18 protein-coding genes are annotated in these 23,228 nt (G+C 69.7%); 7 read left to right on the top strand and 11 right to left on the bottom strand.

Annotated elements, in window-relative coordinates:
* The first annotated feature begins 57 nt into the window (after nucleotides 1–57).
* Nucleotides 58–453 carry a cupin domain-containing protein gene (locus ACS5PN_RS19530; RefSeq protein WP_439465682.1) on the top strand — a complete coding sequence of 132 codons (396 nt, stop codon included), beginning with the start codon at nucleotides 58–60 and terminating at the stop codon, nucleotides 451–453.
* Here the strand turns inward: ACS5PN_RS19530 and ACS5PN_RS19525 are convergent.
* From ACS5PN_RS19525 to ACS5PN_RS19500, 6 genes are all read right to left on the bottom strand, one after another.
* On the bottom strand, nucleotides 408–1,298 hold the full coding sequence (locus ACS5PN_RS19525; RefSeq protein WP_439465681.1) for an alpha/beta fold hydrolase: 891 nt from the start codon (nucleotides 1,296–1,298) through the stop codon (nucleotides 408–410). The genes ACS5PN_RS19530 and ACS5PN_RS19525 overlap by 46 nt on opposite strands.
* Nucleotides 1,299–1,302: 4 nt before the next feature.
* On the bottom strand, nucleotides 1,303–4,731 hold the full coding sequence (locus tag ACS5PN_RS19520) for a DUF2126 domain-containing protein (RefSeq protein WP_439465680.1): 3,429 nt from the start codon (nucleotides 4,729–4,731) through the stop codon (nucleotides 1,303–1,305).
* Complete coding sequence (locus tag ACS5PN_RS19515; RefSeq protein WP_439465679.1) at nucleotides 4,728–5,678, bottom strand: alpha-E domain-containing protein; 951 nt, start codon at nucleotides 5,676–5,678, stop codon at nucleotides 4,728–4,730. The genes ACS5PN_RS19520 and ACS5PN_RS19515 overlap by 4 nt, the downstream gene beginning before the upstream one ends.
* 13 nt (nucleotides 5,679–5,691) lie before the next feature.
* Complete coding sequence (locus tag ACS5PN_RS19510; protein WP_439465678.1) at nucleotides 5,692–7,125, bottom strand: circularly permuted type 2 ATP-grasp protein; 1,434 nt, start codon at nucleotides 7,123–7,125, stop codon at nucleotides 5,692–5,694.
* A 138-nt stretch (nucleotides 7,126–7,263) separates the two neighbouring features.
* The gene (locus ACS5PN_RS19505; RefSeq protein ID WP_439465677.1) at nucleotides 7,264–9,258 is read right to left on the bottom strand and encodes a TonB-dependent receptor; all 1,995 of its coding nucleotides are present in this window, start codon (nucleotides 9,256–9,258) and stop codon (nucleotides 7,264–7,266) included.
* Nucleotides 9,259–9,322: 64 nt separating this feature from the next.
* Complete coding sequence (locus tag ACS5PN_RS19500) at nucleotides 9,323–9,637, bottom strand: hypothetical protein (protein ID WP_439465676.1); 315 nt, start codon at nucleotides 9,635–9,637, stop codon at nucleotides 9,323–9,325.
* A gap of 49 nt (nucleotides 9,638–9,686) precedes the next feature.
* Between ACS5PN_RS19500 and ACS5PN_RS19495 the strand changes: the two genes are divergently transcribed.
* Together ACS5PN_RS19495 and ACS5PN_RS19490 are read left to right on the top strand one after the other, a co-directional pair.
* On the top strand, nucleotides 9,687–10,892 hold the full coding sequence (locus tag ACS5PN_RS19495) for a M20 aminoacylase family protein (RefSeq protein ID WP_439465675.1): 1,206 nt from the start codon (nucleotides 9,687–9,689) through the stop codon (nucleotides 10,890–10,892).
* A gap of 133 nt (nucleotides 10,893–11,025) precedes the next feature.
* On the top strand, nucleotides 11,026–11,568 hold the full coding sequence (locus tag ACS5PN_RS19490; RefSeq protein ID WP_439465674.1) for a DUF1415 domain-containing protein: 543 nt from the start codon (nucleotides 11,026–11,028) through the stop codon (nucleotides 11,566–11,568).
* A gap of 149 nt (nucleotides 11,569–11,717) precedes the next feature.
* Here ACS5PN_RS19490 and ACS5PN_RS19485 read toward each other — a convergent pair whose 3' ends face one another.
* A complete protein-coding gene (locus tag ACS5PN_RS19485) occupies nucleotides 11,718–12,071 on the bottom strand; it encodes a hypothetical protein (protein WP_439465673.1) in 354 nt (117 codons plus the stop codon).
* Between the two features lie 172 nt (nucleotides 12,072–12,243).
* Here ACS5PN_RS19485 and ACS5PN_RS19480 point away from each other — a divergent pair, with 172 nt between their 5' ends.
* Nucleotides 12,244–12,936: a response regulator transcription factor gene (locus tag ACS5PN_RS19480; RefSeq protein ID WP_439465672.1), complete on the top strand. Its 693-nt coding sequence runs from the start codon at nucleotides 12,244–12,246 to the stop codon at nucleotides 12,934–12,936.
* A 165-nt stretch (nucleotides 12,937–13,101) separates the two neighbouring features.
* Here the strand turns inward: ACS5PN_RS19480 and ACS5PN_RS19475 are convergent, their stop codons facing one another.
* From ACS5PN_RS19475 to ACS5PN_RS19460, 4 genes are all read right to left on the bottom strand, one after another.
* Nucleotides 13,102–13,908, bottom strand: coding sequence for a CheR family methyltransferase (locus ACS5PN_RS19475; RefSeq protein WP_439465671.1), 807 nt, complete (start codon nucleotides 13,906–13,908; stop codon nucleotides 13,102–13,104).
* Between the two features lie 13 nt (nucleotides 13,909–13,921).
* Entirely contained in the window at nucleotides 13,922–14,248 is a 327-nt protein-coding gene (locus tag ACS5PN_RS19470) for an STAS domain-containing protein (RefSeq protein ID WP_439465670.1), read from the bottom strand.
* An 81-nt stretch (nucleotides 14,249–14,329) separates the two neighbouring features.
* Nucleotides 14,330–16,078, bottom strand: a complete 1,749-nt coding sequence (locus tag ACS5PN_RS19465) for a sensor domain-containing diguanylate cyclase (RefSeq protein ID WP_439465669.1) — start codon at nucleotides 16,076–16,078, stop codon at nucleotides 14,330–14,332.
* A 105-nt stretch (nucleotides 16,079–16,183) separates the two neighbouring features.
* Nucleotides 16,184–18,574, bottom strand: coding sequence for a PAS domain S-box protein (locus tag ACS5PN_RS19460; RefSeq protein WP_439465668.1), 2,391 nt, complete (start codon nucleotides 18,572–18,574; stop codon nucleotides 16,184–16,186).
* A gap of 39 nt (nucleotides 18,575–18,613) precedes the next feature.
* On the opposite strand from ACS5PN_RS19460, the gene ACS5PN_RS19455 reads away from it, so the two are divergent.
* The 3 genes from ACS5PN_RS19455 (at nucleotide 18,614) to ACS5PN_RS19445 (ending at nucleotide 23,228) form a co-directional block, all read left to right on the top strand.
* Entirely contained in the window at nucleotides 18,614–19,153 is a 540-nt protein-coding gene (locus tag ACS5PN_RS19455; RefSeq protein ID WP_439465667.1) for an ECF-type sigma factor, read from the top strand.
* Between the two features lie 2 nt (nucleotides 19,154–19,155).
* Nucleotides 19,156–21,963 (top strand): protein kinase domain-containing protein, encoded by a 2,808-nt coding sequence (locus tag ACS5PN_RS19450; protein ID WP_439465666.1) that lies wholly within the window; start codon nucleotides 19,156–19,158, stop codon nucleotides 21,961–21,963.
* A gap of 65 nt (nucleotides 21,964–22,028) precedes the next feature.
* On the top strand, nucleotides 22,029–23,228 hold the full coding sequence (locus ACS5PN_RS19445) for a vanadium-dependent haloperoxidase (protein ID WP_439465665.1): 1,200 nt from the start codon (nucleotides 22,029–22,031) through the stop codon (nucleotides 23,226–23,228).

Raw genomic sequence — 23,228 nt, 5'->3', positions numbered from 1 at the left:
CGCAAACACCGACGGCGCATACTGGCCACCCCTTTTTGTGCCTCGGAGATCTGTCTCATGCAGCAACGAGTTCTGAAGTGGAGCCTGGGCCTGGCGGCCCTGGCAGTGGCCGGTGGCCTGTTCGCCCAGGCCAATGGCCTGACCCGCACGGTGGTGGGCCGGGGCGATGTGTCGGTGGCGGGCCGCGAGGCCGTCGTCGCCAAGGTCGAGGTCGCCGCGGGCGCGCGCTCCGGCCGCCACACGCATCCTGGCGACGAGATCAGCTATGTGGTCGAAGGCCAGGTCGAACTGCTCATCGACGGTCAGCCGCCGCGCGCCGTCAAGGCCGGCGAGTCTTTCGTCATCCCGGCCGGCACGGTGCACGAGGCCCACAACGTCAACGACGCACCGGTGCGCCTGATCGGCGTCTACGTGGTCGAGAAGGGCAAGCCGCTGGCGTCGCCCGCTCCCTGACGCGGGGTCAGGAAGGCCCGCAGCACGCGCTCCGCCGCCTCGGCGTCGTCGCGCCACGCCCCGTGGCCGACGTTGGCCAAGCGTTCGAACTGCACCCACTGAGCGGGCAGCGCGGCCACGATCTCCTCCGCATCCTGCGGCGGCGTGACGGGGTCCTGCTCGCCGGCCATGACCAGCACCGGGCACTGCACCTGCGACAGGCCCGGGCGCAGGTCCATGTCGCGCAGCTCGGTGCGGGTGTGGGCGTACAGGATCTCGGGCTTGAACATCATCCAGCCGCCGGCATTCGGGTTCTTGGGCTGGGTGTTGTAGAGGTGGCGGCAGTGCTTCTCGTAGACCGCCCAGCTCGCCGGGCCGGGGTTCTCCCAGAACTCGCGCGTGGCCGCCGCCGCGTCGGGGCCACCGAGGGCCCCGAAGCGTTCAATCTTGCGCTCCAGCCCGAAGTGATGCGAGGTGCTGGACAGCACGACCTTGCTCGGATGCTCGGGGTGGCGGGCCAGATAGCGCTGGGCCACGAAGCCGCCGAAGCTCTGGCCCAGCACGATGGGCTTGGTGACGCCCAGGGCATCGCACAGCTTCACGACGTCGTCGGCGAAGACGTCCAGCACCCACTCGTCAGCCGGCCGCGGGTCGCTGCGGCCATGGCCGCGCTGGTCGTAATAGACGACCTGGCAGAGGTCGGTGAAACGGCTGAAGAAGGGCCGGAAGGCGGTGTGGTCGAAACCCGGGCCGCCGTGGATGAGGATCAGCGTCGGCTTCTCGCGCAACTCCGGGCCGTTGGGCTCATAGCCCAGGCCTTCGATGTCGACGAAAAGGCGGACGCCGGGTTCGATCTCGATACGCATCCGGTCAGGATACTTTGCGCAGGTCCAGCGTGAACGGGAACTCCAGACTTCGTTGCGGCTCTTTCACTTCGACTCGGCCCGGCGAATGGCCGATGGCGGCAAAGCGCGCCAGGCGGCGGCTTTCGGCTTCATAGGCATTGACCGGCAGCGTCGCGTAGTTGCGGCCGCCCGGATGGGCGACGAAGTAGCGGCAGCCGCCCAGGGACTTCTGCTGCCAGGTGTCGACCAGGTCCACCGTCAGCGGCGCATGGATGCCGATGGTGGGATGCAGGGCCGACGGCGGCAGCCAGGCGCGGTAGCGCACACCGCAGACGAACTCGCCGACGCGGCCGGTGGGCTGCAGCGGCACCGGCTGGCCGTTGACCGTCACGCGGTGGCGCGGGTCGACGAGGCCGCTGACATGCAACTCCAGGCGCTCCATCGAAGCGTCCACATAGCGCACCGTGCCGCCGGACGAACCTTCTTCGCCCATGACATGCCAAGGCTCCAGCGCGCCGCGCAACGTGACGTGCACGCCGCGCGAGGCGAACTCGCCATACTTGGGGAAGCGGAACTCGTAGTGGGGCGCGAACCAGGCCGCGTCCATCGCATAACCCGCCTCGTTCATGTCCTGCATGACGTCGGCGAAGTCGTCGCGGATGAAGTGCGGCAGCAGCCAGCGGTCGTGCAGCTCGGTGCCCCAGCGCACCAGCGGCGCGCGGTAGGGCTGCTTCCAGAAACGCGCGATGAGGGCACGCAGCAGCAACTGCTGCACGATGCTCATGCGTGCGTGCGGCGGCATCTCGAAGGCGCGCAGCTCCAGCAGGCCCAGGCGGCCGGTGGCCGAGTCGGGCGAGTAGAGCTTGTCGATGCAGAACTCGCTGCGGTGGGTGTTGCCGGTCACGTCAACCAGCACATTGCGCAGCGTGCGGTCGATGAGCCAGGGCGCGGCGTTGTCACCCAGCTTGTGGATCTCGCCGAGCGCAATCTCCAGCTCACGCAGCTGGTCGTTGCGCGCCTCGTCCACGCGCGGCGCCTGGCTGGTGGGACCGATGAAGAGGCCGCTGAACAGATAGCTCAGCGAAGGATGGTTGTGCCAATAGGCCAGCAGCGACGCGAGCAATGACGGCCGGCGCAGGAAGGGTGAATCGGCCGGCGTGGCGCCGCCCAGCACGAAGTGGTTGCCGCCGCCGGTGCCGCTGTGGCGGCCGTCGATCATGAACTTCTCGCTCGACAGGCGGGTCAGGCGCGCGGCCTCGTAGAGGAACTCGGTGTGGTCGACCAGCTCGCCCCAGTTGTGGGCCGGGTGGATGTTGACCTCGATGACACCGGGGTCGGGCGTGACGGCCAGCAGCTTGAGGCGCGGGTCGCGCGGCGGCGGGTAGCCCTCCAGCACGATCTTGAAGCCGGTCTCCTCGCAGGCCGCCTCGACGGCTGTCAGCAGCTCCAGGTAGTGCTCGAGCTTCTCGAGCGGCGGCATGAAGATGTAAAGCACGCCGCTGGCTTTGCCCTTGCCTTCGGCGGCGGGTCCGTTGGCGCGGCGCGGGTCACGGGCCTCGACGCACAGGGCGGTGCGCGTGATGCCGGCTGCGCTTTCGAAACGTTCCGGCTCGCTCAGCAGGTGGACACCGCCCACGCCGCCCTGGCCCGCCGGCGCGGTCGCCCCACCGGCCACACCACCGGCCTTGAGCAGCCCCGGCGTCGGCCCGCCGGACGTGATGCCCATGGTCTGGGCGCGCAGCGTTGCCGCGGCGGGCAGCATGCCGCGCGGTGCAAACGGGTCCTGCTCGATCAGATAGGGGTAGTCGCCCTTGCTGACCCAGGGCAGGGAATCCAGTGGCAGGCGCCAGCCCATCGGCGAGTCGCCGGGGTGCAGATAGAGGCGCTCGTCACGCAGGAACCACGGCCCGGTCTGCCAGCGCGTGCCGGCCAGCGTCGGCGAGTCACCGCTGTGGCGCAGCGGCAGCACATGGCCGACGACATGGGACAGGCCCTGGTCGAAGATGCGGCGCAGGCGCACGCGCTCCATCTCGTCGTCCAGCCGCGAGTCGAAGGGGTCGACATTGACGGGCAGGCGGCGCTCGCGCCAGAGGTAGTAGAAGGTGTCCTCGTAGGCTGGCCGCACATGGGCGTCGGTCAGGCCAAGCCGGCGCGTCAGCGCGGCCATGAAGGTCCTGGCATCCTCGCTGGTGTAGGCGTGGCCCTCGCTTTCGTTGGCGAACCAGTCGGGGTTGCGCCAGCAGGGCTGGCCGTCGGCCCGCCAGTAGATGGACAGGGCCCAGCGCGGCAGCTGCTCCCCCGGATACCACTTGCCCTGGCCGAAATGCAGGAAGCCGCCCTGGCCGTATTCGTCGCGCAGCCTGTGCGTCAGCTGCTGGGCATAGATGCGCTTGGTCGGGCCCAGGGCCTCGGTATTCCATTCGGGCGCGTCGCGGTCGTCGATGGCCACGAAGGTGGGCTCGCCGCCCATGGTCAGGCGCACATCGCCGGCCACCAGCTCGCCGTCGACCTGGTCGCCCAGCTTCAGAACCTCAGCCCATTGGTCCTCCGTATAGGGCTTGGTCACTCGCGGCGACTCGTAGATGCGCGTGACGCTCATCTCGTGGTCGAACTCGACCTCGCTCTTGTCGACGCCGCCGGAGATCGGCGCGGCGCTGCCCGGCGTGGGCGTGGCGGCCAGCGGGATGTGGCCTTCGCCGGCCATCAGGCCCGAGGTCGGGTCCAGGCCCACCCAGCCAGCGCCGGGCAGATAGACCTCGCACCAGGCGTGCAGGTCGGTGAAGTCGACCTCGGTGCCACTGGGGCCGTCGAGCGCCTTCTCGTCGGGCGTCAGCTGGATCAGATAGCCCGACACGAAGCGTGCGGCCAGGCCGAGGTGGCGCAGCAGCTGCACCAGCAGCCAGCCGGAGTCGCGGCAGGAGCCCGAGGCCTTGTGCAGGGTCTCCTCGGGCGTCTGCACGCCAGGCTCCATGCGGATCAGGTAGGAAACGCTGTTCTGCACCCGCTGGTTCAGCTCGACGAGGAAATCGATGGTGGCGCGCTCGGTGCGGGGAATGTCCTTCAGATAGGCGGCCAGCAGCGGCGTGGGCGCCTCGACCTGCAGATAGGGCGCCAGCTCGATGAGCTGGGCCTCGTCATAGCTGAAAGGGAACTTCTGCGCGTGGGGCTCGAGGAAGAAGTCGAAGGGGTTGTAGACCGCCATCTCCGCGACCAGGTCCACCGTGACGGTGAACTCGGTCGTCTTCTCAGGAAAGACCAGCCGCGCCAGGTAGTTGGCGAACGGGTCCTGCTGCCAGTTGATGAAGTGGTTCTCGGGCTCGATGCGCAGCGAGTAGCTCAGCACCGGCGTGCGGCAATGCGGCGCCGGACGCAGGCGCACGACCTGGGGGCCGAGGCTGACGGGACGGTCGTACTTGTAGCGGGTGACGTGCTTCAGGGCGACGTGGATGCTCATACCAGGAAGTCCTTGCCGATGCGTTCGCCCAGATCCGACACCTCGGCGAGGAAGCCATCCAGGAAGGGGTGCAGGCCCTCGGCCAGGATCTCATCGATGCTGCCGAAGGCCAGCTTGGCTTCCAGCCGGCCGACCCGGCGCAGGGTCTCGCCAGACTGCGGGTTGGCCACGCGCTTCAGGTTGGCCAGCATGCGCGTGATGCAGTGGGACAGCGAGCGCGGCATGTCCGGCCGCAGGATCAGCAGCTCGGCGACCTTGTCGGGCTGGATGACGTTGCTGTAGACCTTGCGATAGATCTCGAAGCCCGACACCGAGCGCAGCACGGCCGACCAGTAGTAGAAGTCGCGCGCGGCGTCATGCCCGGCGTCCTCATGTCCCGTCTGCGTCTGCTCCTGGCGATAGAACTTCACGTCCAGCAGCCGCGCCGTGTTGTCGGACCGCTCCAGGAAGGAGCCGATGCGGATGAAGTGGAAAGCCTCGTCCTGCAGCATGGTCCCCACCGTCACGCCGCGCGACAGATGGCTGCGGTACTTGACCCATTCGAAGAACTGCGAGGGGTCGCGCTGCAGCGCGCCTTCGCGCAGCAGGCGGCGGAACTCCAGCCAGGTCTGGTTCATGGTTTCCCAGACCTCGGTCGTCAGCGAACCACGCACGGCCCGCGCGTTCTCGCGCGCGGCGCGCAGGCAGTTGAAGATGGACGACAGATTGCTCTCGTCGGCCACCATGAACTCCATGACGTTGCGGCCATTGATCGTCGAATACTTGCCGCCGTAGAGGGTGTTCAGCTCCGAGATGGACACCAGGCTGCGCCAGGTCTGCTCGGACTCGTCGGCCGACTGGGGCTGAAGGGAGGTCTGGTAGGCGATGTCCAGAAGACGGGCCGTGTTCTCGGCCCGCTCGATATAGCGCGACATCCAGTAGAGGTGGTCAGCGGTTCTAGAAAGCATCTGCTTGTCTCCCTCAGTCTTCCAGCACCCAGGTGTCCTTGGTCCCGCCGCCTTGGCTGCTGTTGACCACGAGTGACCCCTCCTTCAATGCCACGCGCGTCAGCCCACCGGGCACCATGCGCACGCTGGCGCCCGACAGCACAAAGGGTCGCAGATCAATATGACGCGGCGCTATACCGCTCTCGACAAAGGTCGGGCAGGTCGACAGCGACAGCGTCGGCTGGGCGATGTAGTTGCCTGGGTTGGCCAGCAGCCGGGCGCGGAAGGCCTCGACCTCGTCCTTGGTTGCCGCCGGCCCGACCAGCATGCCGTAGCCGCCGGCGCCATGGACTTCCTTCACCACCAGTTCGCTCAAGTGCGCCAGCGTGTAGGCCAGGTCTTCCTTTTCGCGGCAGACATAGGTCGGCACGTTCTGCAGGATGGGCTTCTCGCCGAGATAGAACTCGATCATCTTCGGCACATAGGGGTAGATGGACTTGTCGTCCGCGATGCCGGTGCCGATGGCGTTGGACAGCGTCACCTTGCCGGCCTTGTAGGCCCCCACCAGGCCGGCGCAGCCCAGCTGGGAATCGGCGCGGAAGACCTGCGGGTCGAGGAAGTCGTCGTCCAGGCGGCGGTAGATGACGTCCACGCGCTTGGGGCCGCGCGTGGTGCGCATGTACACAAAGCCGCCGTCGACGAACAAGTCCTGACCCTCGACCAGCTCGACGCCCATCTGCTGGGCCAGGAAGGCATGCTCGAAGTAGGCCGAGTTGTACATGCCCGGCGTCAGCACGACGACGGTCGGGTCGGACACACCCGAGGGCGCCACGCTGCGCAGGGTGTCCAGCAGCAGGTCGGGGTAATGCGCCACGGGGGCCACCGGATGCTGGGTGAACAGCTCCGGGAAGAGCCGCATCATCATCTTGCGGTTCTCGAGCATGTAGCTCACACCGCTGGGCACGCGCAGGTTGTCTTCCAGCACGTAGTAGTGGCCGCTGCCGTCGGCATGGCCGGCGCGCACGATGTCGACGCCGGCGATGTGGCTGTAGACACCGCCGGGCACGTCCACGCCCATCATCTCGGGGCGGAACTGGGCGTTCTTCAGGATCTCGTCGGCGGGCACGATGCCGGCCTTGAGGATCTCCTGGTCGTGATAGACGTCGTGGATGAAGCGGTTCAGCGCCGTCACGCGCTGGGCCAGGCCGGCCTGCATGGACGTCCACTCGGACGCCGGGATGACGCGCGGGATCAGGTCGAAGGGGATGAGTCTCTCGGTGCCCTCGCCTGAATCCTTGTCGCCATAGACCGCGAAGGTGATGCCCACGCGCCTGAAGATCAGCTCGGCCTGCTCGCGCCGCTCTCGCATCAGGGATTCGGGCTGGTCGGCCAGCCAGCGGGCGTAAGACTCGTAATGCGCGCGGGTGGTGGGCCCCGCGGCGTTCATCTCGTCAAAGGCGGTCTGCATCGTCGCTCCTGTTCCCTGCCTGGCGACGCAAGTTCCGCGCCCGCGCAAGAAAGAAGCTCCTGGTGCGTGCACGCACGACTTGCGTGCATGCCGCCCGGTGCGTGGGCGGCATGCACGGTTGTACACCGGCTTTGAGCGTCAGAAACGCAGTTGCAACCCTGTACTCGCCGACCGACCGGCCTGGGGGGCCAGCTCGCGGATGGTCGGCACGGCGGTGGCGTTGTAGGCCAGCTTGTTGCCCAGGTTGTCCAGCTTCAGATACCAGAGGGCATCGACTTTGTCCCAGTGCAGCTGGCGGGCGACCGACAGGCGCACGGTGCCGTAGCCCGGCGTGGGCGAGTCGAATTCGGCCACGCGGGTCTGGCGGGCGGCGCCGCGCCATTCCAGCCTGCCCGACCAGTCGCCCTGTTTCGCCTCCAGGCCCAGCATGGCGCGCAGCGGTGCCAGGCGCGGCAGCGGTTCGCCGGTGGCACGGTTGTCGCCGCGCACCGCGTCCAGCTGGCTCAACAGGGCGATGGCGGGATGGATCTGCCAGCGGCCTTCGAACTCGATGCCGCGCAGACGTGCCGGCACGGCCTGGAAGTTGTAGACCGGCACCGCCTCGCCGTCGTTGTCGGCCATCTCGCCGGTGGCTTGCAGCGCGATGTAGTTGGCGAAGCGGGTCTCGTAGACGTTCACGTGGACGTGGCTGCCGTCGCCCTCCCATTTCAGGCCGACGTCCAGGCCCTTGGAGCGTTCCAGGCCCAGGCTGGGGTCGCCGCGCTCATAGGCGGCGCTCGCCAGGTGCAGGCCGTTGGCGAACAGCTCGTAATAGGCCGGCGCACGCTCGGTGCGGTTCAGGTTGGCGCTCAGGCTCCAGGCCTGGTTGAGCGGCAGCACGCCGCTCAAGGCCAGGCTGAAGGGCTTGAAGCGGCGCGAGGCCGGCGCACCGAAACGATCGCCGCCTTCCGAATCCACCGTCACGCGTTCGGTGCGGGCGCCGGCCGACCAGTCCACGCCACCAAGCTTGGCCTGCTCCAGCACGAAGACACCGGTGTTGCGGGTGCGCGTGCTGGGCACGAAGGCTTCCTCGCCCAGGGCCGAAAAGTCCAGGGACTCGGTCTGCAGGCCGACCAGGCCCTTGACCGGGCCCATCGGCGTAGGGATTGCCGCATGCTCGACCTCGACGCGGCCGTCGGTGCCGGTGCTCTTGAAGGTCGTGCCGACCTCGCCCGTGCCCTCCACCTCCTGGTGCTCGTAGCGGTTGCGGCTGGCCTGCCAGCTGATGCGGTGGATGGGGCCGTCGGTCGTCGCCCATTCGCCCGCCGTGGCCAGGCGTTGGCGCTGCATGCGGATGGTCACATCCTCCTCGGCCGTGGTGCCGTAGTTGGTGTGGAAGTCGTCCACCGACACGCCGGCATAGCCGCCCTGGAAGAACACCGAGCCGCCGACGGCGCCGCCATGGCTGCGCGCGGCGGAGTTGCGCACGCTGGTGCGGCTTTCGCCCTCGCTGTCGAAACGCGGGGTGCGCTGGTCATCGGCATCGCGGCCGGACAGGTCGACATGCCAGCCAAAGCCCGAGTGGGCCTGGCCGCTGCCGCCGTCCAGCACGACGGCGCCGCTCTTGTCGCGCGTGGCGCCGCCCAGGCGCACCTCGGCCGCGCCGCTGAGGCCGTTGATCAGCGTGCGCGGGATGCGGTTGTCCAGGGTGTTGACAACACCGCCGACGGCATTGCCACCGTACAGCAGGGCCGCGGCGCCGCGCAGCACCTCGACCTTGTCGATGACCAGCGGGTCGATGGCCACGCCATGGTCGAAGCTGAGGTTGGACGCATCCACCGACGCGCCCGAGTTGCTGAGGATGCGCACCCGGTCGCCGTCCAGGCCACGGATGCTGGGCCGGCTGGCGTTGGGACCGAAGTTGGTGGCGGCCACACCGGCCAGGCCCTGCAGGGTGTCGCCGAGGTTGGCGGCGCGGGTCAGCACGAGCTGGTCGCCGCCCAGGGAGTCGCTGGGCTGGGCCAGCACCTGGCTTTTCAGCGGGTTGCCGGTGACGACGACCTTGTCGAGGGATTCGGCGGGATCGGCATGGGCCGCAAAGGAAACAACGAGAACACAGGCGGCCGCGATGGGCGCCAGGGCAAAGGAACGCATGGAGGTACTTCCACAAGAAAACGCAAACACCCGCGCCAGCTTCGGGCGCGGGAAGGCTTGGAGTTCAGGCGGAAGCGGGTGGCGCCCGGGCGGGCGGCAGGCCGAGGCTGACGGCGCGCGGGGGGCTGCCACGGGCCACCAGCGGGGCGGCATGGGTGGCGTCGCCCGCCACCAGGGCCACCGGCTCGGCGGTCGGGGCGCCCGTGCCGAGGTCGGCAGCGGTCAGGCAGAGGTCGCAATGGACCAGGTGGGCGATGCCATCATCCTGGCGCTCGCCGTTGACGTGAGACAACGCGTGCACCCCTGCCATCGCTTGCGCGAGGGGCAGGAGAAAGGCCAGCCAAAGCAGCCAGCGTTGAGCGACACGACGCACGTTCACGGCCGCAATCCTAAACTCAGGCCCTTACAGAGCCTGAAGTCACCCTCTCATGAAGCTCATCGACACCATCCTCGCCGACGCCCCCGCCATCACGGCCATCCGCCGTGACCTGCACAAGCACCCGGAACTCTGCTTCCATGAGGAGCGCACCGCCGACGTCATCGCCAAGGCGCTGACCGACTGGGGCATCCCCGTCCACCGCGGCCTGGGCACCACGGGCGTCGTCGGCATCGTCAAGAACGGCACCTCCGACCGCGCCGTCGGCCTGCGTGCCGACATCGACGCGCTGCCGATGACGGAGCGCAACCAGTTCCCGCACGCCAGCTCCTATCTCGGCCGCATGCATGCCTGCGGCCACGACGGCCACACCGCCATGCTGCTGGCCGCGGCCAAGCACCTGGCGACGAACCGCAACTTCGACGGCACGGTCTATCTCGTCTTCCAGCCCGCCGAGGAAGGCGGCGGCGGCGCCCGCGAGATGATCAAGGACGGCCTGTTCGAGAAGTTCCCGATGGAGGCCATGTTCGGCGCCCACAACTGGCCCGGCATGAAGGCCGGCCAGTTCGCGCTGAAGAGCGGCCCGGTGTTCGCCAGCAGCAACGAGTTCAAGATCACGCTGAAGGGCAAGGGCTCGCATGCCGCCATGCCGCATCTGGGCATCGACCCGGTGCCAGCGGCCTGCCAGCTCGTGACGGCCTTCCAGACCATCGTCAGCCGCAACAAGCGGCCCATCGACCCCGGCGTCATCTCCGTCACCATGATCCATGCCGGCGAGGCCACCAATGTCGTGCCCGACACCGTCGTCATGGAAGGCACGGTGCGCACCTTCACGCTGGAGCTGCTGGACCTGCTGGAGCGCCGCATGAAGGACATGACGGAGCAGCTGGCCGGCGCCTTCGAGCTGCAGGCCGAGTTCGAGTTCCGCCGCAACTACCCGCCCACCATCAACCACCCGGCCGAGACCGAGTTCGTGCGCCAGGTGCTGACCGACATGGTCGGCGCGCCCAATGTGCAGGAGTTCGAGCCGACGATGGGCGCCGAGGACTTCAGCTACTACCTGCTGGAAAAGCCCGGCTGCTATTTCCTGATCGGCAACGGCGAAGGCGAGCACCGCATCGGCGGCCACGGCATGGGGCCCTGCACCCTGCACAACCCGAGCTACGACTTCAACGACGAGCTGATCCCGCTCGGCGGTTCCATGTGGGTGCGCATGGCTGAGGAATGGTTGGCCCCTCGCCCAGCCGAGCCCCGCTGAACGCGGGCTCGTCTGGTCGGTCCCCCGAGGGGACGGCGATGCTCGCGGTATTGAACCGCGAGCGCATCGCCAGAGCGGGCCGGCTAGGGAGCGGCCCGGCGCTCGGCCCGCATAAAGCCGAAGGACAAATGAAATGAGCCAAGAACAAATCATCCAGGACACCCGCGACTGGGTCGTCAAGGCCGTCATCGGCCTCAACCTCTGCCCTTTCGCCAAGGCCGTCCACGTCAACGACCGCATCCGCTATGTCGTCAGCGAAGCCACCGAACCCGAGGCCCTGCTGAAGGACCTGGCCCGTGAGCTGCTGGCCCTGAACCGCACCGACCCGGAAGAGATCGACACGACCCTGGTCATCCACCCGAACGTGCTGACCGACTTCCTGGACTTCAACGACTTCCTGGACGCCGCGGACGGGCTGGTGGAAGAACTCAAGCTCGACGGCATCCTGCAGATCGCCGACTTCCATCCCGGCTACCAGTTCGACGGCAGCGAGCCCGACGACATCGCCAACTACAGCAACCGTTCGCCCTATCCCACGCTGCACATCCTGCGCGAGGACAGCATCGAGCGCGCCGTCGAGTCCATGCCCGACACCGCCTCCATCTACGAGAACAACCTCGAGACGCTGGACAAGCTGGGGCATGAGGGCTGGCGCCGACTCGGCCTCAAGGGCTGATTCAGCGTTGCGGGCCGAGCGCCGGGCCGCTCCCTAGCCGGCCCGCCTTGGGCGATGTGCTTGCCGGTCAATCCGGCAAGCATCGCCGTCCCCTCGGGGGACCGGCTGGGCTCGCCCGCGTTCAGCGGGAGCGAGCCCAGACGAGGGGCTCACTCCTTCACCCATGAGAAGGCGCCGCCGCCTTTCTTGGGCGAATTGGCGCGTGTGCGCAACACCGCGTCGAAACCGCTCTTGCCGCCGTTCCAGATGGCTGTCAGCAAGCTGACAACATCATCGCGGGTATAGGCGTCCAGGTCGCCGCGAAACTGCTTGATGGCTGCGGCCAGCATGTCGCGCGGCAGCTCCTGGTGGCTCGCGAGCACCAGGAACATCGCGGCATAGAGATCACGCCAAGCCCCACACAAGGCCTGGATGCGGCGGAGCGCCTGGGCCGGCGCTCCGCGGTGACCCGGCAGCAGCCAGGCCAGCTCGTCGGGGCCCTCGTCTTGCACGTCATCGGCCATCGCAGTCTCCTCGTGCCGCTCGCTGGCAGCTTGATTTATCACAGCGCTCGCCTAGTGTCAGTCATTTATCACCCAAAGCGTGCAGCAAACCACGCAATGAGTGCATTTGGAGGCGACCTGACGGCTCAGTCATGCGGCAAACTCCGCGGTTGCTCCCGTGTCCCCTGCCGCCATGCAACCCAAGACCCTCGCCCTCATCGACGACGACGCTGAGTACTCCGAGTTCCTGACCCAGTATCTGCAGGAGCAGCAGGGCATCGCGGTCAGCCGCTTCGACGACAGCAATGCGCTGCTGGCCTCGCCTGAAGCCTTCTCCTTCGACTTCTATCTCGTCGACCTGATGCTGCCCGGCGTGAATGGTGTGGAGCTGATCAAGATCCTGCGCCGCCGCACCGATGCGGGCGTGGTCGTCGTGTCGGGCCGCCTAGGCCCCGAGGTCTTCCGCGAGGTCATCACGGCCGGTGCCGACATGTATCTCGTCAAGCCGGTGCAGTTCGAGCAGGTGTCGCTGGCGATTGCCGCCGTGCAGCGCCGCGTCGCCAAGCCCTCGGCCGCCGATGCGGTCTGGAAGCTGGACCGCGCCAGCGGCGAACTCGTGGTGCCCGACGGCACCCGCATCCAGCTCAGCGAGGCCGACCGCCAACTGCTGGAATGCTTTGCCCAGGCCAATGGCGAGCCGGTCACGCGCGAGGCGCTGCTGAACAAGCTCGGCCGCGAAGTACCCGACGGCGAAGCCGATGACGGCCTGTCGGCCACCATCTACCGCCTGCGCCGTCGCATCGAACGCGCCACGCCGACGCTGGTGCCGCTGCAAAGCAAATCGCGCGTTGGCTATGTCTTCCGCGCGCCCCTGCAGCTGATCTAGGGCCTGTTAACGCCACGGCAGTGGGTCGCGTTGTGGCCAGAAAGGCCGCAGGCCCGACCGCAAACCGCAAGCTGGGTGTCGACCCAGCGAGGATTTGCAACACAGCATGCGGCCTTTCTGGCCACAACCCTTCGGGAAGGCCCATTGCCGTAGCGTTAGCAGGCCCTACTTTCTCCTGAACGCGCCTGGTGCCAGCGGCTCCAGGCTCAAATGTCCGAAGGCCTCGCTGGCCCCGGTGAAGAACAGCCCGCCCGGGCGCAGCCGCTCCAGCAACCGCTCGACCAGGGCCTGGGCCGTGCGTGCATCGAAGTACGGCAGCACATGGCGCAGCAGGATGGCGTCGAAAGGCCCGAGTTCGTCGACCGGTCGACGCAGGTCCAGGCGCAGGAACTCGACCCGCTCACGCAGTGCCGCCTGCATCTGCACCAGCCCCACCGAGCCCGCACTGGCGCGCAGGCCGTAACGCCGCATGCGCTCGGGCGTCACATGGCGCAGCCTGTCTTCCGAGTACAGCGCCTCGACGGCGCCGCGCAGCGCCCTCTCGCTGACATCGCTGCCCAGCACCGACCAGTCCGCGCCGATGCGTCCGGCCTGCTGCAGGTCCGACAGCAGCATGGCGAGGCTGTAGGCCTCGTCGCCGAAGGCCGTGGCCGCGCTCCACAGGCGCAGGCGCTGCGGGCGCAGCCGGCTCAGCTCGGACTCCAGCAGGTCGAAATGCTGGGGCTCGCGAAAGAAGTGGCTTTCCAGCGTCGTCAGCAGGTCCAGGGCAATCTGGAACTCGGTGGCGCCATCCGCGCTGCCGATGAAGGCGACATAGGCCTCGTAGCTGTCCAGACCGAGGCGCTGCAGGCGCGGCGCCAGGCGCAGCGCCACGCCGGCCTTCCTGGCCATCGACAGGCTCAGCCCCAGAGACGCCTCCATCAGAGCCGCCAGCTGCTCATAGGCGGATTGCTGCAAAACCGGCCAGGTCATCGATAGACGACCCTCAGCCCGGCTCGCGGACGGTGGACGCGATCATGTCACCCAGGCCCAGGGCCCGGCAGGCATGGACGAGAGCATCGCTGGCCCGGGTCACCCGCAGGCGTTGGCCGCGAGCGCTCAGCGCATGGGCCAGGGCGAGCAGGCTCTGGGCACCCGCGGCATCGAACTGCTCGACGGCCGACCCATCCAGTTCGATGGCCGCGCCCTCGCCAGCCTCGTGTTCCAGCGCGGCCAGCCACTGCGAGCGCAGCTCCGCGGCCGTGTAGATGCTGACCTCCATGGGCAGGCTGCCCCACGAAATACTGCTGCAGGAGGGAAAGGTGGCCGACATGGGTGCAAGCCTAGAACCACCCTCCCCGCCAGGATGCGGGGAATTCTTGATGCGGCCTGTCGGGCGGCTTCCAGACCCTCTTCAGACGGTCGCTTCGGCCGTCTTCAGCACCACCGCATTGCGGCCGCCGCGCTTGGCCTCATACAGGGCCGCGTCGGCGCGGTCGATCAGCGGCCTCACATCGGCATCGTCCGGCGAGGCCAGGCTGACGCCGACGCTGATGGTCAGCTTGCCGACCTCCGGGAAGTTGGCCGCCTCGACGGCGGAGCGGATCTTCTCCGCCGCCATGACGGCCTCCAGCGGTCCGGCCAGCTCGGGCAGCAGCACGGCGAATTCCTCACCGCCGAAACGCGCCGCGACGTCGGTCACGCGCACCGCGTTCTGCAGCATCTGGGCCACCAGGCGCAGTACCGCGTCGCCGGCCGGGTGGCCATAGGTGTCGTTGACGCGCTTGAAATGGTCGATGTCCACCAGCAGCAGGCCGTGCACGCGGCCATTGCTGGCGCCGTAGCGGCGGTCCAGAGCCTGGGCCTCGGCGAGGCGGGCGTCCAGGCTGCGGCGGTTGTGCAGACCGGTCAACGGGTCGCGCGTGGCCAAGTGCTCCAGGGCCGCGTTGGCGGCCTGCAGTTCGGCGGTGCGCTGCTGCACCTGGGCTTCCAGCGTCGCATTGGTCTTTTGCAGCTGCTGTTCGGTGTCGAGCAGGGAGCGCGCCATGGACTGCATGGCATCGCTGAGCTGGGCCAGCTCACGGGCGGCGGGCTTGGCCGGGAACTCGGGGATGCGGCGCTCGGCTTCCACGCGCTGGGCGATGCCGGCCAGCTGTTCCACGGGCCGGCTGACACGGCGTGCCAGCAGCAGGGCCGACAGCGTCAGCGCGGCGGCCACCATGAGGCCCAGCAGCACCAGCTCGCGGCGCAGGTCCTGCACCGGGCGCATGGCCTGGTCCAGCGGCTGGCGGGCGATGATGCGCCAGCCCAGTTCGGCATTGGTGCGCGCCTGCAGCGGCGCCTCGCTGGTCAGATAGTCCTTGCCGTCGCCGAAGCGCAGCGCGCCTTCGAAGCGGCCGTTGGCCAGGGCCTTGGGCAGCACCGGCTCGCCGGCCGCCTGGGCCACCTTCAGGGCCTCGGGATAGAGGATGCGGCCCTGGCGGTCCAGGATGAGGGCGTCGATGCCGCTGCCGGGCTGCAGCCGCCGGGCCGTACCGTCCACGATGCCGGTGATCCAGCGCCAGTGCGCGTGGGCGCCGACGACGCCGCGCAGCCGGCCGTCCGCGTCGCGGATGGGGGCGGCGAAATCGATGAAACGCGTGGGTTCGCCATTGGGCTGGGCCGGCAGCATGGTGGCCAGCAGCTTGGCCTCGTGCACGTCGCCAACGTAGACGCGCTCGCGGCCCGCGATGAACCAATCGCGCTGGGCCACCGAGCGGCCGGTCAGCATGCCGCCGGTGGCTTGCAGCACCGTGCCATCCGGCGCGGCCACACCCATCCAGGCGAATTCATCGTGCAGGGCCTGGCGGCGGTCCAGGGCCTCGCGCACGACCGCGGCGTCGAGCTGGCCGTCGACGAGATAGGGCGCCAGGCTCAGCAATTCGATCTCGCGCTCGCGGTCGCGCAGCTGGGTGGCCAGCAGCTCGGCGGCAGACTGGGCCGTCGCGCGCACAGCGGACTGCTGGGCCGCGAACAACTCATCGGTGGCGACACTGCCGAGATAGCCGCCCACGGCGGCCAGGATGGCCAGGGCCAGCCCCCCCAGCACGAGGCTGAGCTGGCTGCGCAGACTGGGCGGCCCTTTCTTCACAACGACGGCGGGCGAACTGTTGACGCGGTCCATGGGGCCGGCAGCGTAGCCGGCCCACAGCATGGCGTGGCGTGAATTCGAGCAAGGTAGGGGGGCAAAGTCGTGTCAGTCGTCACGGTCAAGGCCCGGTGAGCGCAATCAATCCGCCTGTGGCAGGCTCAACCGCATGACGGTGCCCAGCGGGCCGGTGCGCAGCAGCTCGGCGGTGCCGCCATGCATGTCCATCACGCGGCGCACGATGTACAGGCCCAGGCCATGGGCCGACTCGGTCCCACCGGTGCCGCGGGCACCACGCGTGAAGAGCCGCGGCAGCAGCTCGCGCGGGATGCCCGGGCCGGCATCGGCCACCTCGAACTGCAACACCGCGGGTTCGTCGAAGTCCATCACATGCAGGGTCACGGGGCTGACGCCGGGCGCGTACTTCAGCGCGTTGGACAGCAGGTTGCGCAGGGCCAAGCGCAGCAGGCTCATGTCCATCAACGCCGTGCGCGTGGCGGTGTGGCGGTGGATGACGACGCGGTCGCGCTGCTCGCGCGGCAGGTCGGCAATCGTCACGGCGATCAGCGTGTCGATGTCGGCATCCTCGCGGGCGATGCGGCCGCCACCGGCCAGCAGGCTGGCCGCGGCCAGGGTGTTGTCGACGCCGGCCAACACCGTGCCCAGCACGGCCTGGGCCCGCGTCAGCCTTTCCTGGGCCTGGCGCTCGCCGCGGCCGGCCAGGCTGGCCGCGGCGCTCTGCAGGGCGGCACTGGCGTTGTTCAGCGGCTGGCGCACCTCATGGGCCAGCACGTCCAGCATCTCGGAGCGCTCGTGCAGCAGCTGGTCCAGCTCCTGCACATGGCGTTCGGTCTGGCGGCGCATGCGCTGCTCGTGGGCCAGTTCGGCGCTGCGCTGCAGGTCCTCGGTGATGTCGTCGACCAGCGCCAGGGCCCGCAGCGGCTGGCCGGCGGCGGTGTATTCGGCCACCGCCGAGACCAGCACATCGCGCAGCCGGCCATCGGCGCAGATCAGCTGCACCGGGCAGTCGCTGACATGGCCATCGCGCCACATGGCCGGGCGGTAGACCTCGCGCACCTGCTGCGACGACTCCGGCGTCATGAAGTCGTCCATGGCCCGGCCGATGACCTGCTGGCGCTTGTAGCCCAGGCGCTCCAGCCAGCGGTCGGACACGCTGAGCACGCGGCCCGCCGCATCGACCGAGTGCATCAGCGCGGGCGTCGACTCGTACAGGGCGCGCAGGCGCTGGCGGTTGTGCTCCAGCTCGACCGCGGCGCGGTGGTGTTCGGTGACGTCCTGGAAGGCGCCCACCAGCCGCACCGGCACGCCGTCCTGCCAGTCCACCTGCCCCTGCGAAAGCACCCAGATCTCGCGGCCCTTGGCCGTCACCAGCGGCAGCTCCAGGCTCCAGGGATCGCCATGCTGCATGCCGCGCTGCACCGCGGCCTGGATGGCGGCGCGCGCCTCGGGCTTGTAATAGCCGATCGCCTCGTCCAGCGTGGGGACGTGGCCGGGCTCGAGATCGTGGATGCGGCAGGTCTGGTCGCTCCAGACCACGGCCTCGGTCTGCAGGTCCAGGCTCCAGCCACCGATGCCGGCGACACGGCCGGTGCGGTCCAGCAGGGCCTTGCTCTCGCGCAGTTCACGCTCGGCGCTGATGCGGTCGGTCACGTCCTCGACGATGCCGACATAGCCGCGCAGCCCGCCGTCCGGCGCCGTCAGCGGCTGGGCGCGTGCCCAGACCTGGCGCACGCCCTGGCCGTTGCCGCCGCGCCGCAGCCGGTAGCGCATCTCGAAGGGATGGTGCTGGGCGACGCAACGCTGCCAGTGCTCCAGCACCGAGGTCCTGTCCTCGGTGGCCAGGGTGGCCGACCAGCCCTCGCCGAGTGCCGCGCGCGCCGACAGGCCGCAGATGCGCTGCCAGTTGGCGTTGGTGAAGATGAAGTGACCCACCGCATCGGTGCGGAAGATGCCCAGTGGCGTCGTCTCCGCCAGCACGCGAAAGGGCTGCTCAGCGTCCCCAGCGCCGGCCAGCCCCAGGGCGCGCTCGCGCATCATCAGCGCCTCGGCGGCTGCGTCGGCCAGGCGGGTCAGGGCCTCGCGCTGGGCGTCGCTCAATTCGCGCGGCTTGAAGTCGACGACGCACAGCGTGCCCGGGTGGCTGCCATCGTCCAGGCGGATGGGCACGCCGGCATAGAAACGCAGCGGCGGGCTGGCCAGCACGTCAGGGTGGTCGACGAAGCGCTCGTCCAGGCGCGCGTCGCGCACCTCGAACAAGCCATCGGCCAGCAGGGTGTGGGCGCAGAAGGTCAGAGCCCGCGGCGTCTCGCTGCGGCCGAAACCGACGGCCGCCTTGAACCACTGGCGCCTCTCGTCCAGCAGGCCCAGCAGGGCCACCGGCGTGCCGCAGATCTGCGCGGCCAGGGCGGTCAGGTGGTCGAACAGCGGCTCGGGCTCGGTATCCATGACGGCCAGCGCGGCCAGTCGGGCCAGGCGGCGGTCTTCATCTTGTGGCGGGGGGGGAGTCACCATGGTCGACAGCTTAGGGCAGGTGTGCGGCAAGATGGCGTCATGCAGGACGATGTTGATGCACTGATCTCACGCGTCAACGCCGGTGATGCCGGCGCCCGGGACGCCTTGTTCGCTACCGCCTATCCGGCGTTGCGCGAGCTGGCCAGCGCTCGCCTGCGCGACGCCGGCGCGCACGCCGGCGGCCTGCACACCACCCAGCTGGTGCACGAGAGCTATCTGCGCCTGGCCCGCAGCGCCCGGCTGCAGCCCCAGAGCCAGCGCGAGTTCTTCGCCTATGCGGCCCGCGTCATGCGCGAGTTCATCGTCGACACGCTGCGCCGTCCGCGCGCCGGCGAGGCACTGACGCTGGACACCCGCGTCGAGCTCGACCTGCCCTCCGACGCCGACGAGGTGCTGCGCGTGCACGAGGCCCTGGACGCGCTGCAGGCCGCCGAGCCGCGCCTGGCGCAGGTCGTCGAGATGCGCTACTTCGGCGGCTACACCGAGGCCGAGATCGGCGAGACCCTGGGCCTGACCGAGCGCACCGTCAGGCGCGACTGGGAGAAGGCGCGCATCCTGCTGCTGGCGCTGCTCCGCTGACGATGCCACTCGACGTCGCCCTGCTGAACCGCCTCAGCATCCTGCTCGACGAGGCCCTGGACCTGCCCGAGGCCGAGCGTGCCGCTTGGCTAGCCCGCCAGCCCGAGGAGCTGCGCGAGGAACTGGCCCGCATGCTGGCCGACCAGGCCCGCGTCGCCGACGGTGCCCTGGCCACCCTGCCGCGCCTGGCAGCGCCGGGCTCCGGCGCGCGCGCCGGCGAGAAGCTCGGCCCCTACCGCCTCGTCGAGGAGATCGGCCAGGGCGGCATGGGCTCGGTGTGGCTGGCCGAGCGGGCCGACGGCGCCTATGAACGCCGGGTCGCGCTGAAGCTGCCGCGGCGTGCCTGGAACGACGAACTGGCGGCGCGCCTGGAGCGCGAACAACGCATCAGCGCGCGGCTGGAACATGCCCATATCGCCCGCCTCTACGACGCCGGCCGCGACGACAAGGGCCGCCCTTTCATCGCGATGGAATATGTGGCCGGCCTGCCCATCGACGTCCACGCGCGAAACCTGACCCTGCGCGACCGGCTGGCGCTGATGCTGCAGGTGCTGGGCGCCGTCGCCTATGCCCATGCCCAGGGCGTCATCCACCGCGACCTCAAGCCCAGCAATGTGCTGATCGCCGCCGACGGCACACCGCGTCTGCTGGATTTCGGCATCGCCGAGCTGCTGGGCGACGAGGCCGGCGACAGCTCGCACACGCCCCGCCATGCCGCGCCCGAGCAGATCGCCGGTGGCCGCGCCGATGCGCGCTCCGACGTCTACAGCCTGGGGGTGCTGCTCTACCAGCTCGTCACCGGCGAGCTGCCCCTGCCCGGCCAGCCGCCGCGCCTGCCGGCCGCTCTGCTGCCCCAGCCTGACCGCGCCGAGCTGGAGGCCATCCTGGCCCGCGCCCTGCAGCCCGACCCGGCGGCCCGCTACGGCAGCGCTGCCGAGTTCGGCGCCGACCTGCAGGCCCACCTGGACGGCCGGCCCACCATGGCCCTGCCCGATTCGGGCTGGCGCTCGCTGCGCCGCCTGCTGCACCGCCACCGGCCCTGGGCCTGGGGCGGCGGCATCGCCCTGCTGGCACTGACGCTGGGCGTCGGCGTGGCCTGGCGCCAGGCGTCCCTGGCCGGCGACGCCGCCCACCGCGAGGAGGCCGCGCGCCGCCTGGTCAGCGATGTCGTGCGCGCCAGCGCCAGCGGCCAGGGCGACGGCGCCCAGGGCCTGTTCCAGCACAGCACCGAGCTGCTGGAGCAGCGCTTTGCCGACCAACCCCGGCAGCGTGCCGAACTCTATGCGGCCATCGGCGCGGTACTGAGCCGCATGGGCGCCTTCCGCCTGGCCTCGGACATCGGCGCACGCGAGATCACGGCTCTGGCCCAGTCCGAGGCGCCGCCCCAAGCCCTGGGCGAGGCACAGCGTGTGCTGGCCCGCAGCCTGCTGGACGCGCGCGACCCGGCTGCCGCCGAGAAGGCCGCCCGTGCCGCCCTCGAGGCTTCACCCGACATGCAGGCGCGCATCCTGCTGGCCCGCGCCCTGATGCGCCGCCTGGCCGTGCCCGAGGCCCGCAGCGCGGTGCAGGACCTCGAGGCCCGCCAGCCCGAAGGCATGGACGCCGCCTGGACCGAGTCGCTGAAGGCCCAGCTGGCCTGGCTGGCCAACCAGCGCGACGAGTCCACCCGGCTGCATGCTTCGGCGGTGACGCGGGCCCAGCAGCACGCGGCCAGCGCGCCGCTGGATGTCGTCACCATCGAGTTCGCAGCGACCGAAGCAGCCATGCAGTCGCCCGACCGCGCCCTGGCCGACCGCTACCTCGGCCAGGCCCTGGCGACCCTTCACGAGCTGGGCGGCGAACACCGCATCCGCGAGGCGCTGATGGCCTCGGTCTTTGCCGCGGCCCGCTTCACGGCCTTCTTCCAGATCAGCGGCGACGAGGCGCTGAAGACCATCCAGGACAGCCGCGTCCGCCTGCACGAGCTGGTGCAGCGCGGCCTGCCGGTGGCGACCGAGATCGAGGCGCAGGTCGACCTCTGGGAGGCGACGGCCCTGGCGCGCATGAACCGCAATGCCGAGGCCCAGAAGCTGCTGGCGCGCAGCCTGCCGGCCCTGGACGCCTGGGCGCGCACGCCCACCGAGAGGCTGCGCCTGGGCCATACCCTGGGCGAGGTCAACGAAGGCCTGGGCCGCTATGCCGAGGCCGACCGCGGCTACCAGATGGCCCTGCAGGCCCGCATCGACGGCGGCATGGCGAGGCACCCGATGACGGCCTTCCAGTACAGCACCGCGGCCGAGAACCTGGCCAAGGCGGGCCGTGTCGACGCAGCCCTGGCCCTGCTCGACAAGGCGCCGCATTTCGACGCGGTGAAGGGCGACGGCACGGTCGACCCCGAGCGCTACAACCACCTGATGGACGTCTCGCGCGCCCGCATCCTGCTGGACGCCGGCGACGCGGCTGCGGCCCTCAAGGTCGTGCCCGAGGCCTGGTTTCACCCCGGCACTGACCGCATCAGCCAGTACGACGCCCAGACCGCCCTGGCCGTGCGCGGCGAGGCGCGCTGCGCGCTGCAGCAATGGCGGGCCGGCGCCGACGATCTGACGCGCAGCCTGGCCCTGGCCCGCACGACGCGCGCCGACAGCGGCCCCGACGACCCCGCCGTGGCCCGCCTGCTGGCCGCCAGCGGCCTGTGCCAATGGGGCCTGGGCGAGAAGCGCGCGGCCACCGACCTGGCGCGCCGGGCCCGCGGCATGGCCGACGCGCGGCCCGAGGTGGGCGACTACTACCGCGCGCCGCTGTTGAAGCTGGAAGCCGCCCTGAAGCGCTGATACGGCATTGCGCGCGCGGCGCATGCGGCGTAGCGTCGCCGCTTTGCCGCTTCGGGAGGAAGGCCATGCTCAAAGCCTGTGCATTGCTGTTGTCGGCTCTGCTGCTCGGGCCGGCCCGGGCCGATGTCGTCAGCGACTGGGCTGAGGCCACGCCCAAGGTGCTTCTGAAGTCGCCCCGCGGCCAAGTGCAGCCGGCCACGCTGCTGACCGACCTGGCCATGTTCAATGCGCTGAACGCCATCACGCCGCGCTACCAGGCCTATGGTCCAGCGCCGGCCCCGGTGCCGGACGCCTCGCCCGATGCCGCGGTCGCCTCGGCCGCCCGCGTCGTGCTCGGCAGCGTGCCGGGGGCCGACCAGGCCCTGCTGGACAAGACCTACGAGGCCTCGCTGAAGGCCGCCACCGATGCCAGCGCCCGCGCCAGGGGCGTGGCCCTGGGCCGGCGTGTCGCCCTGGCCCTGCTGGCCCTGCGCGCCGACGACAGCTATGCCCGCGTCGAGCCGCCCAAGGTTGACGCGGCACCTGGCATCCACGTGTTGACGCCAGAGTACAAGCAGGAGTCGGGCGTTGGCCTGGCCAGGCTCAAGCCCTTCGGCATCAAGGACGTGGCGGCCTACGACCCCGGCCCGCCGCCGGCCGTCGGCAGCGCCATCGCGCTGCGCGACCTGGCCGAGGTCAAGGCCGTGGGTGGCCGCGTCAGCACGCAGCGCACCGGCGAGCAGTCGGTCATCGCGCTGTTCTGGAATTCCGGCGAGGGTGAAGACGCGGTGGCGATGCTCAAGGCCCTGGCCGAACACCTCAAGGCCACGCCGCTGGAGTTCGCCCGCATGCTGGCCTTGATGGACATGGCCGACCTGGACTCGCGCATCGTCTATGTCGGGCTCAAGACCAAATACCGACACTGGCGGCCCTACAACGCGCTGCGAGGCGCCTTTGCCGATGCCAAGCTGCTCGATGCGGCCTGGGAGCCGCTGATCCACACACCGCCCAACAGCGACTACCCCTCGGGCGGCGCTGTGGGCGGCGGCAACCTGCAAACCCTGCTGGCCGCCTTCCGCGGCAACAGCCAGGCGCCGCTGGTGTGGGTCAATTCAACGCTGGCGATGACGCGCAGCTGGGCCACGCCCGAGGCCATGGGCCAGGAGCTGGCCAATTCACGCGTCTGGAGCGGCGTGCACTTCCGCAACTCGATCGACGTGGGCTACCGCCTGGGCCAGAAGGTCGCCGAGGAAGTGCTCGCGACGCAACTGCGCCCCCTGCCCTGA

It is taken from the genome of Roseateles sp. NT4, assembly GCF_051857475.1.
In the GTDB taxonomy this organism is placed as follows: domain Bacteria; phylum Pseudomonadota; class Gammaproteobacteria; order Burkholderiales; family Burkholderiaceae_C; genus Pelomonas.
Note: the sequence above shows the minus strand (reverse complement) of the source record. Positions and strands in the feature narration are given on the sequence as shown.

What these genes read in the sequence shown, in the direction of transcription:
- ACS5PN_RS19505 (WP_439465677.1), bottom strand. Translation starts at nt 9,258, where the DNA reads ATGCGTTCCTTTGCCCTGGCGCCCATCGCGGCCGCCTGTGTTCTCGTT.
- ACS5PN_RS19495 (WP_439465675.1), top strand. Translation starts at nt 9,687, where the DNA reads ATGAAGCTCATCGACACCATCCTCGCCGACGCCCCCGCCATCACGGCC.
- ACS5PN_RS19520 (WP_439465680.1), bottom strand. Translation starts at nt 4,731, where the DNA reads ATGAGCATCCACGTCGCCCTGAAGCACGTCACCCGCTACAAGTACGAC.
- ACS5PN_RS19525 (WP_439465681.1), bottom strand. Translation starts at nt 1,298, where the DNA reads ATGCGTATCGAGATCGAACCCGGCGTCCGCCTTTTCGTCGACATCGAA.
- ACS5PN_RS19445 (WP_439465665.1), top strand. Translation starts at nt 22,029, where the DNA reads ATGCTCAAAGCCTGTGCATTGCTGTTGTCGGCTCTGCTGCTCGGGCCG.
- ACS5PN_RS19490 (WP_439465674.1), top strand. Translation starts at nt 11,026, where the DNA reads ATGAGCCAAGAACAAATCATCCAGGACACCCGCGACTGGGTCGTCAAG.
- ACS5PN_RS19530 (WP_439465682.1), top strand. Translation starts at nt 58, where the DNA reads ATGCAGCAACGAGTTCTGAAGTGGAGCCTGGGCCTGGCGGCCCTGGCA.
- ACS5PN_RS19485 (WP_439465673.1), bottom strand. Translation starts at nt 12,071, where the DNA reads ATGGCCGATGACGTGCAAGACGAGGGCCCCGACGAGCTGGCCTGGCTG.
- ACS5PN_RS19450 (WP_439465666.1), top strand. Translation starts at nt 19,156, where the DNA reads ATGCCACTCGACGTCGCCCTGCTGAACCGCCTCAGCATCCTGCTCGAC.
- ACS5PN_RS19470 (WP_439465670.1), bottom strand. Translation starts at nt 14,248, where the DNA reads ATGTCGGCCACCTTTCCCTCCTGCAGCAGTATTTCGTGGGGCAGCCTG.
- ACS5PN_RS19460 (WP_439465668.1), bottom strand. Translation starts at nt 18,574, where the DNA reads ATGGTGACTCCCCCCCCGCCACAAGATGAAGACCGCCGCCTGGCCCGA.
- ACS5PN_RS19455 (WP_439465667.1), top strand. Translation starts at nt 18,614, where the DNA reads ATGCAGGACGATGTTGATGCACTGATCTCACGCGTCAACGCCGGTGAT.
- ACS5PN_RS19515 (WP_439465679.1), bottom strand. Translation starts at nt 5,678, where the DNA reads ATGCTTTCTAGAACCGCTGACCACCTCTACTGGATGTCGCGCTATATC.
- ACS5PN_RS19480 (WP_439465672.1), top strand. Translation starts at nt 12,244, where the DNA reads ATGCAACCCAAGACCCTCGCCCTCATCGACGACGACGCTGAGTACTCC.
- ACS5PN_RS19510 (WP_439465678.1), bottom strand. Translation starts at nt 7,125, where the DNA reads ATGCAGACCGCCTTTGACGAGATGAACGCCGCGGGGCCCACCACCCGC.
- ACS5PN_RS19475 (WP_439465671.1), bottom strand. Translation starts at nt 13,908, where the DNA reads ATGACCTGGCCGGTTTTGCAGCAATCCGCCTATGAGCAGCTGGCGGCT.
- ACS5PN_RS19465 (WP_439465669.1), bottom strand. Translation starts at nt 16,078, where the DNA reads ATGGACCGCGTCAACAGTTCGCCCGCCGTCGTTGTGAAGAAAGGGCCG.